We start from the raw sequence: 15,184 nt of genomic DNA on the forward strand, positions 1-15,184 counted from the left end.
CACTAGAATTAAATTAAATCGACCGAAGTTTCAATAAAGTAATTCCCGTTCGACTTGCATGTGTTAAGCACGCCGCCAGCGTTCATCCTGAGCCAGGATCAAACTCTCTGATAAAATGTTTGATTCATTTACTCAAGACAACCGTTTGGCTATCTCTCGTTTTTACTGCTTTTGGTTTGTTAAAACCGTTCTTTAAAATGTAAAGAAATTTTCGAGAATCGTATGTGTTTCACTGTTTAGTTATCAAGGTTTTTCGTTCTGTCTCTCAGACAGCTCGTTTATTTTATCTCATCTCAAATCATTTGTCAAGTACTTTTTTCAACTTTTTTCAAATTCTTTTTTTGATGAATCTCTGTCTCGCTGACAGCTTGTTTACTTTATCATGTTTGCAAACGTTTGTCAACAAGTTTTTTTATTTTTTTGAAAAGTTTATTTTTTTCAAAAAAATAACGGAGAAGGAGGGATTTGAACCCTCGCGCCGCGTTAGCGACCTATACCCTTAGCAGGGGCACCTCTTCGGCCTCTTGAGTACTTCTCCAGACTCCGAACTCATAATTTCTTATTAAATTGGAGCGCATTTCTTCTGTGTTTTCATCCGAAACGCAGGTTTAATTATAGCGGAAGGCGATATGCTTTGTCAACACCTTTTTTTATTTTTTTACATTAATTTTATTGTATTGCGATAGATGGGGGATAACAACGGGTATATACTGTTGTTTATTGCCTTATTGCATATGGCTACGCGGGTCGCATTGTAATGCGGGAATACGCAGGGGGAAGGCCATCTCAGAGTTCCGTAAGCCCGAAGGCCCTCCCCCTGCACCCCCACCCTCTTGGGCACGGAAACCAGTGTTACATCTTCGATGTGTAACACAGTTGACTCTTGTCTGTATTCTTCGGTATTCAGGATGTAGCTCTTTGCCGATCCGATCTTCTGTATGCTACGATATTCAAAATGGTTCTCTTTGCCGATCTAGTTTTCTATATGCCACTCTATTTCAAAATGCTTCCCTTTGCCTATCCGGCGTTCTATATGCCACTCTATTCAAAATGCTTCCCTTCACCAATTTAATCCATATACACTATAAGAAACTCCACACAACCAGGACAGGGCGCCACAGCGCCCGCCTCCGTCCCTCTGCAGGCTTGTTTTCTCCTTTCCGGTCTGAATGCACAGCCGAGGCTCAGGATACTGGCTGGCTCTGCTTCTGCAGGAGGGGTGCGCTTCTTAGATGGCGGGAATCTGCGTTGTTTTTCAAAAGTTCGCTGTTTGAGCGAAGCGAGTTCGGACTTTTGGAAAACGGTTTTAGCAGATTTTCGGCATCTTAGAAGCCAGCCCCCGACGAAGCCGCAGACCGGACAGTATCCTGAGCCTCGGCGTCCCTTCAGCCACCAAAACGTCCAATCACCAACAACCTCCCGCAGAAGCCCACCCTCCCAGCCATCCAGCGCAGCGCTGATGGCTCAACAACCTTCAAATTCAACAAAAAAAAGAGACCGCACACCCATGCAGCCTCTTAATGTTATTGATACAGTTTTTCATTAGATCATCCAGAAATTATCTGTGCAGACAATCTTCCTGTAAGTCTCAAACTTAAACCACTTATTATGAAACTCCGACTTATTATCAGCCCCCTTAAACTCCTCCAGAAACTGCTGATAATCATCATTACTGCGGATCTCCAGTGCAAAACCTCTCTCATCCACAACAGGAAGCCCCATAAACACATACTTATCCAGCGGAATAATATCCAGCACCTTCTTATCACGAATAAGAACAGCTGCATTGTCCTCCAGGGATACAATATCAAAATAACCCGGATACTCGAAGCTATCACCTTCTGTAGGTACAGCATCCCCTACATGATAAGTCTTAACCTCTTTATCCGCCTTAGAAAGCAGCGCATTCTCAAGGTTAAAATAAAACTCCTCAAAAACATAACCGCCAACCTTCACATCATCCTTCTGGAAATAAGGCTTCTCACCCTCAGTATCAACAGACTCCACAACACCACAAGCAGAAGTCATATGACTCACACGATCGATCAAGATCAGCTCACCAAGAGTCTTATTCTTCTTAAACTCATCCAGCACAACCTTATCAGAAAGTCCAATCTTGCACAAAGCAATCTCATTCTTCACAATCGTATCAGCAGGCAAATGCTCCCCGGTATTCACATCCGTCTTAAACTCGATACTTTTAACCACACCAGCAATCTTCTTCGTACCAACCTTCACAAGATACTCCTTGCCCACTTCAAGCCTGGAATCATCCATCCAGAGAAGCGTAGCCTCAAAACCTTTAGCCACCGGAATCTCATTATTATTGGTAAGAACACAGCCACGGCTGACATCCACCTCTTTATCCAACTGAATGGTAACAGCCTGACCCGCAACAGCCTCCTCACGGTTATCACTGCCCACCAGGATCGTCTTAACAGCCGCTGTCTCGTTGCTTGGAAGCGTAGTGATGGTATCGCCTACATGAACCCGGCCACTCTCGATCTGACCCTGGAAACCACGGAATTCATGGTTTGGACGGGAAACACGCTGAACAGGCAGATAAAACTCGCTGACATTCTCAGCCTCGGAAACATCTACAGTCTCAAGATGATCCAGAAGAGCTTTGCCCGTATACCATGGCATATTCGGAGACTTCTTCGTAACGTTATCACCCTCTGTAGCACTGACAGGAATAATCACAACATCCTGAAGACCCAGAGTCTTTGAAAGCTCATTGATATCCTTCACGATCTCGTTAAAACGGCTCTCACTGTAATCAACAAGATCCATCTTATTAACAGCAAATACAAAATGATGGATACCCATCAGAGCGCAGATACGCGCATGACGTCTTGTCTGCACCAGAACACCCTGTTTTGCATCCACAAGAATAATGGAAAGCTGGGCAAAAGAAGCACCAACTGCCATGTTTCTTGTATACTCCTCATGACCAGGAGTATCCGCAACAATAAAACTTCTCTTATCCGTTGTAAAATAACGGTAAGCAACATCAATGGTGATACCTTGCTCACGCTCAGCCATCAGACCATCCAGAAGAAGAGAATAATCAATGGCACCACCTCTGGAACCTACCTTGCTGTCCAGAAGAAGGGCTTTTTCCTGGTCTGCATATAAAAGCTTGGAATCATAAAGAATATGGCCGATCAGTGTAGACTTTCCATCATCCACACTTCCGCAAGTGATAAATTTCAGTAATCCGCTCATCCTAGAAGTACCCCTCTCTCTTTCTTTTTTCCATGCTGGCAGCTCCGCCGTCGGAATCGATAACACGTGTAGTTCTCTCAGATTCCACAGAGCTTAAAGTCTCGTCAATGATCTCGTCCAGTGTTTCTGCGTCAGACTCGATACCACCTGTCAGAGGATAGCATCCAAGAGTACGGAAACGAACTTTTTTCATCTGCGGCTCCTCACCCGGGTTCAGACGCATTCTGTCGTCATCCACCATGATGATGTTGCCGTCTCTGTATACAACCGGACGCTCTTTTGCAAAATACAGCGGAACGATCGGGATATTTTCTCTCTTAATGTACTGCCAGATATCAGTCTCAGTCCAGTTGGAGATTGGGAAAACACGGATGCTTTCACCTTTGTTGATCTCAGTATTGTAAAGCTTCCACATCTCCGGACGCTGGTTCTTCGGATCCCAGGCCTGCTCTGCGTTACGGAAGGAGAAAATACGCTCTTTTGCACGGCTTTTCTCCTCATCACGACGGCCGCCGCCAAATGCAGCTGTGAAACCATATTTCTTAAGAGCCTGTTTCAGGGCCTGTGTTTTCATGATATCTGTATATGCGGAACCGCTGTCAAAAGGATTGATTCCCTGTTTCACACCGTCCTGGTTAATGTACTCAAGCATTTCGATCCCGAGATCTTTTGCAGTCTTGTCACGGAACTCGATCATCTCTTTAAATTTCCAGGTTGTATTTACATGAAGAAACGGGAATGGCGGTTTCTCCGGGTAAAAAGCTTTCATCGCAAGATGAAGCATTACAGAACTGTCTTTTCCTATAGAATAAAGCATTACCGGCTTTTCGCACTCTGCTGCAACTTCACGGATGATGTAAATTGCCTCTGCTTCCAGCTCATCCAAATGTGATAATCCACTCATATCTGATCTCATCCTCCTGTTTTGGCCGCCAGAACCGGCAGCACCTGTCTTCTAGTATTTATTCGAATTTCGTCGGTCCACATCGATCACGGATGTGGAACCGTCTGTTTTTGTAATGATCCAGTGAAGGATATCACCTTCGCTTTTTACATTCATGATACTTCCGTTACCGCCGATATCCGCACCAAGGAAAAAGTCAATGGCACCAGCTTTACATTCCTTTACGCAGGAAACGCAGCCCCAGCAGTTTTTCGGATATTTCATCACGGCTTTTTTGTCTTCCATGACGATCAGGGTTCCCGGACATACTTCACTGCACTTTCTGCAGCCAACACATTTTTTCTGATCAATTCGTATGCTCATATGTGTCCTCCTTTACAATGTCACGGAAAATGATCTTGATCTCGCCGTTTTCCAGTTTCGAATTTACATATTTATAAAATTTCTCATCGGTTTCCGGATGATCCAGATTTTCGTTGAAAGAATGCCATCTGGTCTCTTTTCGGTTTTTCAGATGAGCGATCAGTGAACGGCACACAATGAGACGCTCACGAAGTTCGTATGCAAACATCAGCTCATGCATATCTGCTGCCGCTGTTTTTTCGGCAAGGGCCTGAAGCTTGAGGATCTTTTCATCTGCAAGATCTATCTGTTTCTCATTGAACTGATAATTGGAAGCACTTCCTCCCGCATACTCGTCCATGACTTTCTGCATGGCTTCCTCAAGCTCCTCAACGGAAAATGCCGGTGCATCTTCATTACGGAACTTTTCGTACTGGGAAAGGATTTTTTCTTCCTGAACTTTAATCTCTGCTTCTGTGGTAATATCCGCTTCTTTCAGAGATCCTGCGGAAAACTGTTTCACCATATCCAGTGCTGCAAGTTTTCCTTCTGCAAGTGCCCCTGTTACATATTTCTGGGGACATCCGCCTGCAACATCACCTGCTGCATAAAGACCTTTCACAGTAGTCTCACGGCCTGTGTTTACCCAGTAGCCGCTGGCTGTATGGCCGCCTACGATATAGGGCTCTGTTCCCTGGATCTCCACATCCTGCTCACTTGGGTTTTTTCCACTTTCGATCCATTTCAGAGTCTGGCTTGGTGCCATGTTCAGATAAGCTTTCAGAAGATCTTCATCCTGCTCTTTCGTGATCCCTGTAGTCTTCAGGTAACACGGGCCATGGCCAAGCTGATTTTCCCGGACTGTTCCGTAAACTCGCTCGCTTGTGGTCAGACCGTATTTTGTCTCGTAGATCTCGCCTGCCGCATTGATCTGTTTTGCGCCGACACCCTGTGCGATGGTTCCTGTAGGAGCGATGGTGTCCTTGCAGCGAAGAGCAATAAAACGCATCTCAAAAGATGTCATCTCCGCGCCTGCCAGGATTCCCATTGCGTATCCGGCACCTGTGTTAAATGGCGGATACCACATCTTATGTCTGGAAAATCCAGGATTGTTCGGTTTATAAAGTCCAGCCGCTCCGCCGGTTGCAACAAGAACTGCTTTTGCCCGGATAACGTAAGCGGTTTCTTCCATAATAGAAAAACCAACGGCTCCGTAAACCTGACCGTCTTTTACAAGAAGGTCTGTGATATTTACATAATTCAGAACATCTACATTCTCAGCTTCATGAACTGCATCCGCAAGAAGTGGTTTGAAATTCTCGCCGTTGATCTTGATGTTACGGTTTCCTCTGGCTACATAATCGCCATTTTCATCCTTCAGGATCACAAGTCCAAGTTTTTCCATTTTTGCGGTAACTTCGTTGAAGTTCTCCGCTGCTGTAAGAAGAAGGTCCTGTCTTACGATCCCGGCGGCATCTTTTGTGGCGTAATCTACATAGTCCTGAGGCTTGCGGCCTTTTACAATGTAGGCATTGATGGCGTTGACACCAGCTGCCAGACAGCCGCTTCGCTTGATATTTGCTTTTTCTGCGATCAGTACCCTGCCGGCTTTCTGTTCTGAGAGAACCAGCGCCGCATAGCAGCCTGCGGTACCTCCGCCTATGATCAGCACATCCGTTGTAATTTCTTTTGTGTTTAATCTGTTTTTCATACTCATCACTCTGTTATCTGAATCTCATGTACAGTTACATTTTTTTCTTTGTCTACGCCGAAGGCCTTCAGCACCGGGTTTTCTGCATCCATAAGGGAGAGGATCAGATATTCGATGTTCGGGTCAAAAGCAAGTCGTTTGTCTTCTTCGGAAGGCCTTGACGGAGACTCCGGATGAGAATGAAAGTTTCCGATCATCTGGTATCCGTTCTGACGGATATCTTTGATCGCGCTCAGCTGTTCTTTCGGGTCCATGGAAAAGTGCTCGTTACTCTCGTCGATGTTTGTCAGCAGATACACCTTCTCGATGGTTTTTACATCGCCCTCAATGGTCCCGCCCAGAAGGCCGCAGGACTCATTGGGAAGTCCCTTTCTGCAGTGGTCTAATATTTTTTCGTAATCTTCTTTTTTTAATTTCAGCATTTTATTTCGCAGCCTCCAATGGGTTTCTATACTTAATTTATAGCGTCTGCACCCGCAGACAATTCTTTAGTGTTTCAGCTCGCACACAGCCTGCTCGTAATCGATCAGCTCTGTGATGGTCGGATTGTCGCCGCATACCGGGCAATGATGGTTTTTCGGAAGTTTTACGGTACGGAATGTCATCTTCAGCGCATCGTAGGTAAGAAGTCTTCCTGTAAGAAGATCGCCCTGTCCGATGATGTACTTGATGGCTTCCATTGCCTGAAGGCTTCCGATCACTCCGCCCATGGCTCCGATAACACCAGCCTGCTTACAGGTCGGTACGGCATCCTTTGGTGGCGGGCTCTGGAATGCACATCTGTAGCATGGTCCCTGTCCCGGAACGTAAGTCATCAGCTGTCCCTGGAAACGGATGATACCTGCATGTGAAAACGGTTTCTCAGCCATTACACAGGCATCGTTGATAAGGAATTTTGCAGGGAAGTTGTCCGTTCCATCCAGAATGAAATCGTAATCTTTGATCAGCTCCATAATGTTGCTGGAATCTACAAATGTATGATATGTATTTACGGTAACGTCCGGGTTGATGGCTTTCATAGTCTCAGCCGCAGACTCTACTTTCAGTTTGCCAACATCTGCAGTTGTGTGGATGACCTGTCTCTGAAGATTGGAAAGATCTACCTCATCTGCATCTACGATTCCGATTGTTCCCACACCTGCTGCTGCAAGGTAAAGGGCTGCCGGTGCTCCAAGTCCGCCGGCTCCGATGATAAGAACCTTGGCATTCAGAAGCTTTTTCTGGCCTTTTACTCCCACCTCTTTCAGGATGATGTGGCGAGAGTAACGCTCAAGCTGCTCATTTGTAAAAGCCATTATCTTGCGCCTCCTCCCATGTAGTACAGGAACTCAACAACATCACCGTCTTTTACAACTGTGTTCGGAACGTCTTCTTTGCTGATGAATTCATCGTTGATGGTTACGGTTACATACTCAGGACTTTCGATATCCTCTTTCTCAATAAGCTCTGTAAGTTTCAGTCCGTCTTCGTATTCTTTTTTATTTCCTGCAACTGTGATTGTCATTTCTCTGTTCTCCTATTCTTCAACTTTTCTTACGATCAGTGTATAAGTTCCATCTTCATTATCTTCAAGTTTCAGGATCTGATGTCCTTCTTCTTTTACGCTTCTCGGTACATTCTGTACTGGCTCGCCATCGTTCATTTTGATCGCCAGGATCTGTCCGTCGTCCAGTTCCTCAAGTGCTACCTTTGCTTTTACAAAAGTTACCGGGCAAACTACATCGGTAATATCTACTGTATCATCAATTTTAATATCAGCCATTGTATGCTCCTTTCAAAACTTCCTGAAGTTTTTCAGCGCCTACCCGGTCGATGGTAAATTTAAAACGCTCTCCCGGATTTGCATAGTCATCAAAGAACTGGATCGCTGCATCGGTCACTCTGAAAAGCTGTTCTTCAGAGGTGATCAGCGGAAGGAATTCCTGTCCCTTGCTGATGTGATTTCCAAACGTTCCGCCAAAGGAAACGATAAATGCTTCGTTTACATACCATGCATCTACAGGACAGGATTTTGCACATCTGCCGCAGTAGTTACATTTCTCTGTGTCGATCACCAGCTTGTCATCTTTAAAGGAGATGGCGTTTTCTCTGCAGGCTTTTTCACAGACTCCACAGTGGATACATGTATCTTCTTTCCAGCTGACCTGTGCTGCTCCTTTGATTCCTACATCGTTCTCCTCTGCTTTCAGACAGTTGTTCTGACATCCGGTAACACCGAATTTGAATTTATGAGGAAGCTCTCTTCCAAAATATCTCTCATTTAATTTCACCGCAATGTCATAGCTGTTGATGTTTCCGCTTGGACAGACTGCATTACCCTGGCAGGCTGTAACTGTACGGACTCTCGGTCCGCAGACACCAGGTTTGCATCCGCCTTTCGCAAGATCATCTTTTACATCATCAATATCATCTAATTTAATGAACGGGATCTCAACTCCCTGTCTGGAAGTAAGATGTACATATCCGTCACCATATTTCTCAGCTACTTCTGCGATTTTCTTAAGGTTTTCTGCTGTAAGCGTACCGCCTACACAGGCAAGACGAAGAGAAAAATTATTTTTCTGCTTCTGTCTCATGAAACCACCTTTTTTTAATGTAGCGTAATCTACTTTTGCCATAGCGAACTCTCCATTTCTCTGCTGGTGCAGCTCTTAGATTTTATCGGTTATTTTCTATCGCTTCTTTAAAATCTTTCTTTAAATCTTCAATATCTTCAATTCCCACGCTGATGCGGATCAGATCCTCGAATACTCCGGACTGCTGCTTCTCCTCGTCGAAGATGTGTGCCGCGATGGTGGATTCCGGATGGATCACCAGTGTCTTCGTATCTCCGATGTTGGAGATGATCAGCGGGATCTTCAGGGAATTGATAATGGAAAAAGCTTTCTCCTTACTTCCGGTTCTCACAGTTACGATAGCTCCGTAACCATTCCTGAACTGCTTTTTCGCAATTTCGTGATAAGGGCTTTCTTCCAGTCCCGGATAATTTACTTCAATGTCACCACCCAGGCTTTGTAAAAATCTGGCAAGTTCCAGTGCGTTGTCACACTGTCTCTGCATTCGAAGCCCCAGGGTTTCCAGTCCCAGATTATTAAGGAAAGCATTCTGCGGAGCAAGACACGCGCCAGTGTTCCGGAAAAGTCCGTTTCGAAGTTTGGCGATGTATGCAAATGGTCCGAATTTCCGGTATGGAGCAAGTCCCGGATATCGGTCAGGGTCCCATTTCAGACCCTTACCACAGACAAGAATGCCGCTGATTGCATCGCTGCTTCCATTGATATATTTGGAAGAGGAATGAACCACGATGTCAGCTCCAAGCTTCAGTGGCTGGATCAGATACGGGGTTGCTACCGTGTTGTCTACGATCAGTGGTACGTCATGCTTATGTGCCACTTCTGCAACCGCCTGGATATCGGTAACGTCCAGCTTGGGGTTTCCGATAGTCTCCGCAAAAACAAGTCTCGTTTTCTCTGTGATCTCTGCCTCAAAAGCTTCCGGCTTATTCTCACTTACATACTTTACGGAGATCCCGAAAGGCTTCAAATCATCAAACAGTTCCACAGTTCCGCCGTACAGTCCGCAGGCTGCCACGATCTCGTCTCCTGCCTGCAGAATGTTCAGAAACGCATTGGTCAGCGCCGCCATTCCGGAAGCACATGCCACACTGCCGATTCCATCCTCCAGCATAGTCACTCTTTTCTCAAAGGACTCTACCGTAGGATTGTTGATCCTTGTATAGGAGAAGCCCATTTTTTTATTGTCAAAAATTTTCTCCAGGTCTTCCGCGCTGTCATGTCGGAATGCGCTGCTCTGATAGATTGGAACCTGTGTTGCACCCTGCGGATATTTCTCATTGGTGCCGTGGAGCAGTCCTGTATTAAAGCCGTATTCGTTCATAGCCTCTTCCCTTTCTTTTGTTGACACTTATATTAACCTAGTATTCATAGTATGTCAATAGGAAATATGGATTAATTGCATTTTTTTTGATACAAAAGAAAGGGCTGACATGGTACAATGAAATTATACTTATAGAATCTCAGATCCGGATCAGGCGGATATCTGCAATCCGCATTCGCTACATAACTCTGCATCGAATAACCGTTTCTAATTTTATCAGGAGGTGATCTCTATCCATATAAATCTGAAACTCCGAGATATTTTCCACTCATTATTCAGCCCCACCCTGGATTTCCGTGTCCGGCTGTTCAACATCCTCGCCTCCGGTGGCACCATTATCAGTCTGATCATGGCTTTTCTCAGTTTCGGGACCGGCTCCTGGGGAAATGTGCTGATCAACTTCGCACTGGTTGTCATATCCGGAGGACTTTTTCTTTATTCCTATTATAGTGGGAAATATCAGCGCTGTTACCTGATCACCATTGTCCTGATCTTTCTCATTGTTTTTCCGATCATGTTTTTTACCAGCGGCGGATATCATGGCGGCATGCCGGCATTCTTCGTGTTTGCCATTATCTTCACTGTGCTGATGCTGGAAAAATGGCGTGCTCTGATCGTTTCTCTTCTGGAGATTGTCCTATATATGGGACTGTGTCTGGTTGCGTACCATTTTCCGGACAGTGTGACTCCTTTTGCAACGGAAAAAGACCGGCTGGCAGATGTACTCCTGGCATTTGTCTCTGTAAGTATTGTCTGCGGCATTGTTCTCTATTTTCATCTGAAAGAATACAATCAGCAGCAGATCCTTCTTAAGGAACAGAACCAGCGGCTTCGTTCCCTTGACAATGCCAAGTCCACCTTCCTGACCACCGTTGCCCATGAGATCAAAAATCCTCTGAACTCCATCTCCCTCCACGCCCGGGATACTTCCGAGCTGCTTGAGGAAGAACCTCTGGATTTCTCGCTTATGCAGCAAAATCTCCGCACGATCGAACAGTCGGTAATGCGGATTGACCGGATTGTGCTGGATCTTATGGATACCGTTTCCATTGAGCAGGGACGGCTTGCCCTTTCCCTTGTACCATCAGATCTGGGAGCACTTTTACATTCTGTGGAAAAAGATTTCAGCAGTCATCCAAGCTCCGGGAATAACCAGCTGGTCCTTACGATACAGCCCGACCTCCCGGAAATTTCAGCAGATCCGGAACGGCTGATCCAGGTTGTCACCAATCTTATCTCCAATGCAGAACGTCATACCAGGAACGGAACCATCACCATTTCTCTTACCGGCGAACCGGGCTGGCAGACCATCTGCGTCTCCGACACCGGAACCGGCATGTCAGAAGAAATGCAAAAAAACGCACTCAAGGGTTATGTTTCCGCTGATAAGGATTACTGGCGGCACGGCATAGGCCTCTATGTCTGTCATCAGATCATCACTGCCCATGGCGGCAAAATATGGCTGAAAAGTAAAGAAGGCGAGGGAACTCAGGTGTTCTTCTCACTTCCGGAGGAGGAATCATAAATGAATGAAAAGAAATCACTTATCCTTATGGTCGAGGATGAAGAACAGGTGCTGAATACCAACTGCCGGATGCTACGGCGCCGTGGCTACGATGTCCGCATTGCACAGACAGCCGCCGAAGCCTGTCATCAGCTTGAAGAATATCTGCCGGATCTTCTTATCCTGGACATTATGCTTCCGGACGGAAACGGTCTGGATATCTGCCGCCGCTTCCGCGAAAAAACCATGCGCCCGGTTCTTTTTCTCACCGGAAAAGGTGATGTCCGGGATAAAGTGGAAGGGCTTCAGCAGGGCGGCGATTATTATCTCACCAAGCCTTATAATTTCGATGAATTTCTGGCTGTGATCCAGATGCTGCTGGAACGCCAGAAACGAATGGAAAAAAAAATAAAAGAAAAATTTCAGTCCTCCCGTCAGATCACCATCGGCAGCCTGCGGCTGGATCTTTCGGACGGCCATGCATATCTCAATAATGCCGACACAGGCCTTACCCGGACCGAATTCTCTCTGCTGCGTCTCCTTGCAGAAAACCAGGAGAAGATTTTTTCTGCAAAGGAGCTCTACGAAACGGTATGGGGCAGCTGTGCAGGAACAGATACCAGCACGGTACGGCGGCATATCTTTAACCTCCGGACCAAGATCGGTGCCGAGGATACCGATGAATATGACATTGTCTCGGTTTATGGGAAGGGATATCTTTTTACCTGCCGGTAAATGTCTCTTTTTCTTCACATTTCCGGATATCAGGATCTGTCTGTTACAATATACTTAACAAACAGATCCTTTTTATTTTGTAAAAATTTATGATCCGTGGACAGTAACTGAATAACTGCTGCGCAATTTATCAGGAGGTGCCTATGCATAAAAAAATCTTAGTTCTTTTAACAGGCGCGATCGCTCTTTCCATATCTGCAGTCCCGGTCCTCGCTTCTGACCCTCCAACCGATGACGGTCAGTACATCTGGCAGGATGAAAACGGAGATTACTGGTACCGCAATGGTTCCGAGGATGAATATATCGGGGAAGGTAATTATGCCCCTGACCCGGATTCCGGTGAACTGATGGAAGGCAACGATGCCGGCTGGACCGAACAGGACGGTTATTTTGAGCCTCATTATTATTATGAGGACGGCAGCGTGTGGCTGGAAGATGCCACCGGAACTACTTATATTGGTTCCAGAGATGACTATTATATTGATGACTACGGCAATCTTCAGGAATATTCCGATTCTGAAACTGATTCCTCCTCCGGAGATTCTTCAGAAGAATCCTCCGATACCAGTGGAAACTCCTCCTCGCAGGATTCCGATTCTTCATACCCAAATTCCTCTTCCGATACAAACGCAGAAGAATCCTCTGAATCGGAAAAGCGTGGCGAGCTTCATATGCGGGTTGGATTCCCTGCCGATGATACGATCAGAGAATCCATGCCCGAAAAAGAAGGTTATTTCGAACAGCGTTCCGTAAATGGCGGAAAAAGCACTGCCTTTGTTTTAAAAGTACCAAACTCCTCTCTGGAGGATTCTTCCCTGAAGGGTTTTCTGGCAGAATACTATCCGGTAAAGGGTGAGATCATCACAAAAAAGGACCTTACCTTTGAATCTTATCCCGCCACGAAATATCAATACTTAACCGCGGTCAACGAAGAAGAAAAAAATGTAGATGCTCTTGTATGCCAGACTGACGATTATACATTTGGACTTTTTGTCCTGACTCCGTCAGACACCTATGACAAGGCCGCCGAAAAGGAAGCCACAGAGCTGATCAAATCCATAGATTTCGTTTACGCAGAGCGTGTGGATATGGCCATGACGGATTACTTCCAGGTCCTCACTCCGGAGCGCTGGAAATATCTCTGCCGTTATGAAACAACCGAAACCGAAAATGGTGGATATAAACTGACTTATTACAATGAGGATGTTCCTGTACTGACCCTGGAAGCCAGATATTACGATGGCGAAAACCAGCCTCTGGACAGCGTATGGCAGGGCTATCTCGGCCGTATCGAAACCGTCGACGGCAAAAAATACGATCTTCTGTCCACCATCAGCCAGTACTCCAGGGACGCCTCTGATGAATGGAAGGAAATGTATGACACTTATCTGGATGTCATAAACGGGATCCGTATAATGGACGGCTGTTCCCTGACCGAAGGAAGCCATGCCTGATCCCTTGTGATTCACATTGCCCCCTCTGCCGTTATTTTGCAGACCGGAAGATCCATAGCTGCATGTGATGTTGACAGCTGCTATATATCAGGTACAGATTTTCCAGTCGCGGCATATCATATTTACATAAAAGAAGCTGCAGACTCTGTTTTTTCACTGTTCTGCAGCTTCTTTGTGTTATTGTGTCCAACTATATCTTCTACTGTCTATCCTTCGTAAATCTGATCAAAAATCCCTCCATCTGAGAAATGTGTTTCCTGTGCCTTTTTCCATCCGCCGAAATCATCAATGGTGACAAAATTGATGTCCAGGTCAAACACATCGGAGTATTCCTTCAGAATATCCTGGTTTGACGGACGGTAATAATTATCACCGGCGATCCGCTGTGCTTCATCGGAATAGAGATAATTCAGATATTCCTCTGCCACATCTCTGGTGCCTCTTTTGTCTACAACTTTATCGACTACTGCTACAGATGGCTGTGCAAGGATGCTGATGCTTGGTGTTACGATCTCGTAGTCGTCCGGATAATCCTTTACGGAAAGATAGGCTTCATTTTCCCAGGCGATCAGTACATCACCCTGTCCGTTTTCCACGAAAGATGTCGTTGCGCCTCTGGCTCCGGTGTCCAGGACAAGTACGTTTTTGTAAAGATCTCCGATGAATTCTTTAATTTTATCCTCGTCTCCGTTATATTTATCTTTTGCATAGGCCCAGGCTGCCAGATAGTTCCATCTTGCTCCGCCGGAGGTTTTCGGGTTTGGTGTGATCACACCTACGTCTTTCTTTACCAGATCATCCCAGTCTTTGATGTTCTTGGGATTTCCTTTTCTTACAAGGAATACGATAGTTGAAGTATAGGGAGAACTGTCTTCCGGAAATTCATCTACCCATCCGTCATCGATAAGCCCTGCATCCTGGATCGCGTCCACATCATATTCCAGTGCCAGTGTTACCACATCTGCTTCCAGTCCGTTGGCAACTTCAAGTGCCTGTTTGCCGGAGCCTCCATGGGACTGCGTGATATCCACGTCCTGTCCAGTTTTTTCTTTCCAGTGTTCCTGGAATATCTTATTGTACTGTTCATAAAGTTCTCTGGTCGGATCGTAGGATACATTGGTGATGCTGACGCTGTCCGCCGCATATGTTGTCACACCTGTAAGGCTTCCGGTCGCTGCTACTGCTGCAAGAACTGCTACTGCTGATTTCCATTTTCTTTTCATAATACTTACCTCCTGTGTTTTGCCTCGTGTTTTGTTGTTGGGGCTATTATAAACATGAGTAAGTCCATATGAAAACTGTTAGATTAGAAACCGTTTTCAGCAGTTTTCAGAAACAGGGGTGTTTTTGCGGATTTCACAGGTTTTTATATCTGATTCCGGCCGATATTATGTTGTTTTTGTTGATTT

The 15,184-nt window shown here is 45.7% G+C and carries 14 protein-coding genes, 1 tRNA gene and 1 rRNA gene; 3 read left to right on the forward strand and 13 right to left on the reverse strand.

What is annotated here, in order from left to right:
- The 12 genes from KQI39_RS07695 to KQI39_RS07750 form a co-directional block, all read right to left on the reverse strand.
- Positions 1 to 114, reverse strand: a 16S ribosomal RNA gene (locus tag KQI39_RS07695); the annotation flags it as partial.
- A 336-nt stretch (positions 115 to 450) separates the two neighbouring features.
- Positions 451 to 538 (reverse strand) — tRNA-Ser (locus KQI39_RS07700).
- Positions 539 to 1,542: 1,004 nt separating this feature from the next.
- Entirely contained in the window at positions 1,543 to 3,228 is a 1,686-nt protein-coding gene (locus tag KQI39_RS07705; protein WP_216417626.1) for a sulfate adenylyltransferase subunit 1, read from the reverse strand.
- A 1-nt stretch (position 3,229) separates the two neighbouring features.
- Positions 3,230 to 4,132 carry a sulfate adenylyltransferase subunit CysD gene (cysD, locus tag KQI39_RS07710; protein ID WP_015526618.1) on the reverse strand — a complete coding sequence of 301 codons (903 nt, stop codon included), beginning with the start codon at positions 4,130 to 4,132 and terminating at the stop codon, positions 3,230 to 3,232.
- A 51-nt stretch (positions 4,133 to 4,183) separates the two neighbouring features.
- Positions 4,184 to 4,495 (reverse strand): 4Fe-4S dicluster domain-containing protein, encoded by a 312-nt coding sequence (locus KQI39_RS07715; protein ID WP_015526617.1) that lies wholly within the window; start codon positions 4,493 to 4,495, stop codon positions 4,184 to 4,186.
- The gene (locus tag KQI39_RS07720; RefSeq protein ID WP_216417628.1) at positions 4,479 to 6,185 is read right to left on the reverse strand and encodes an adenylyl-sulfate reductase subunit alpha; all 1,707 of its coding nucleotides are present in this window, start codon (positions 6,183 to 6,185) and stop codon (positions 4,479 to 4,481) included. Before KQI39_RS07720 ends, KQI39_RS07715 begins: the two co-directional genes overlap by 17 nt.
- 5 nt (positions 6,186 to 6,190) lie before the next feature.
- Positions 6,191 to 6,607: a M67 family metallopeptidase gene (locus tag KQI39_RS07725; protein WP_021976043.1), complete on the reverse strand. Its 417-nt coding sequence runs from the start codon at positions 6,605 to 6,607 to the stop codon at positions 6,191 to 6,193.
- A 66-nt stretch (positions 6,608 to 6,673) separates the two neighbouring features.
- Complete coding sequence (thiF, locus tag KQI39_RS07730; protein ID WP_216417630.1) at positions 6,674 to 7,480, reverse strand: thiazole biosynthesis adenylyltransferase ThiF; 807 nt, start codon at positions 7,478 to 7,480, stop codon at positions 6,674 to 6,676.
- A complete protein-coding gene (gene thiS, locus KQI39_RS07735) occupies positions 7,480 to 7,689 on the reverse strand; it encodes a sulfur carrier protein ThiS (RefSeq protein WP_021976045.1) in 210 nt (69 codons plus the stop codon). Before thiS ends, thiF begins: the two co-directional genes overlap by 1 nt.
- 12 nt (positions 7,690 to 7,701) lie before the next feature.
- Complete coding sequence (locus KQI39_RS07740; RefSeq protein ID WP_015526613.1) at positions 7,702 to 7,947, reverse strand: sulfurtransferase TusA family protein; 246 nt, start codon at positions 7,945 to 7,947, stop codon at positions 7,702 to 7,704.
- Entirely contained in the window at positions 7,940 to 8,803 is an 864-nt protein-coding gene (locus tag KQI39_RS07745) for a 4Fe-4S binding protein (RefSeq protein WP_118071857.1), read from the reverse strand. Before KQI39_RS07745 ends, KQI39_RS07740 begins: the two co-directional genes overlap by 8 nt.
- Positions 8,804 to 8,843: 40 nt before the next feature.
- Positions 8,844 to 10,082 (reverse strand): O-acetylhomoserine aminocarboxypropyltransferase/cysteine synthase family protein, encoded by a 1,239-nt coding sequence (locus tag KQI39_RS07750; RefSeq protein WP_216417632.1) that lies wholly within the window; start codon positions 10,080 to 10,082, stop codon positions 8,844 to 8,846.
- Positions 10,083 to 10,431: 349 nt separating this feature from the next.
- Between KQI39_RS07750 and KQI39_RS07755 the strand changes: the two genes are divergently transcribed.
- The 3 genes from KQI39_RS07755 to KQI39_RS07765 all read left to right on the forward strand — a co-directional run bounded on the left by KQI39_RS07755 (position 10,432) and on the right by KQI39_RS07765 (position 13,775).
- Positions 10,432 to 11,607 carry a sensor histidine kinase gene (locus KQI39_RS07755; RefSeq protein WP_253293111.1) on the forward strand — a complete coding sequence of 392 codons (1,176 nt, stop codon included), beginning with the start codon at positions 10,432 to 10,434 and terminating at the stop codon, positions 11,605 to 11,607.
- Positions 11,608 to 12,321 carry a response regulator transcription factor gene (locus KQI39_RS07760; RefSeq protein ID WP_216417634.1) on the forward strand — a complete coding sequence of 238 codons (714 nt, stop codon included), beginning with the start codon at positions 11,608 to 11,610 and terminating at the stop codon, positions 12,319 to 12,321.
- A gap of 143 nt (positions 12,322 to 12,464) precedes the next feature.
- Entirely contained in the window at positions 12,465 to 13,775 is a 1,311-nt protein-coding gene (locus tag KQI39_RS07765) for a hypothetical protein (protein WP_216417636.1), read from the forward strand.
- Between the two features lie 206 nt (positions 13,776 to 13,981).
- Here the strand turns inward: KQI39_RS07765 and KQI39_RS07770 are convergent, their stop codons facing one another.
- A complete protein-coding gene (locus KQI39_RS07770; protein ID WP_216417637.1) occupies positions 13,982 to 14,998 on the reverse strand; it encodes a sulfate ABC transporter substrate-binding protein in 1,017 nt (338 codons plus the stop codon).
- Between the last annotated feature and the right edge of the window lie 186 nt (positions 14,999 to 15,184).

Source organism: Blautia sp. MSJ-36 (assembly GCF_018917985.1).
Lineage (GTDB): Bacteria > Bacillota > Clostridia > Lachnospirales > Lachnospiraceae > Blautia_A.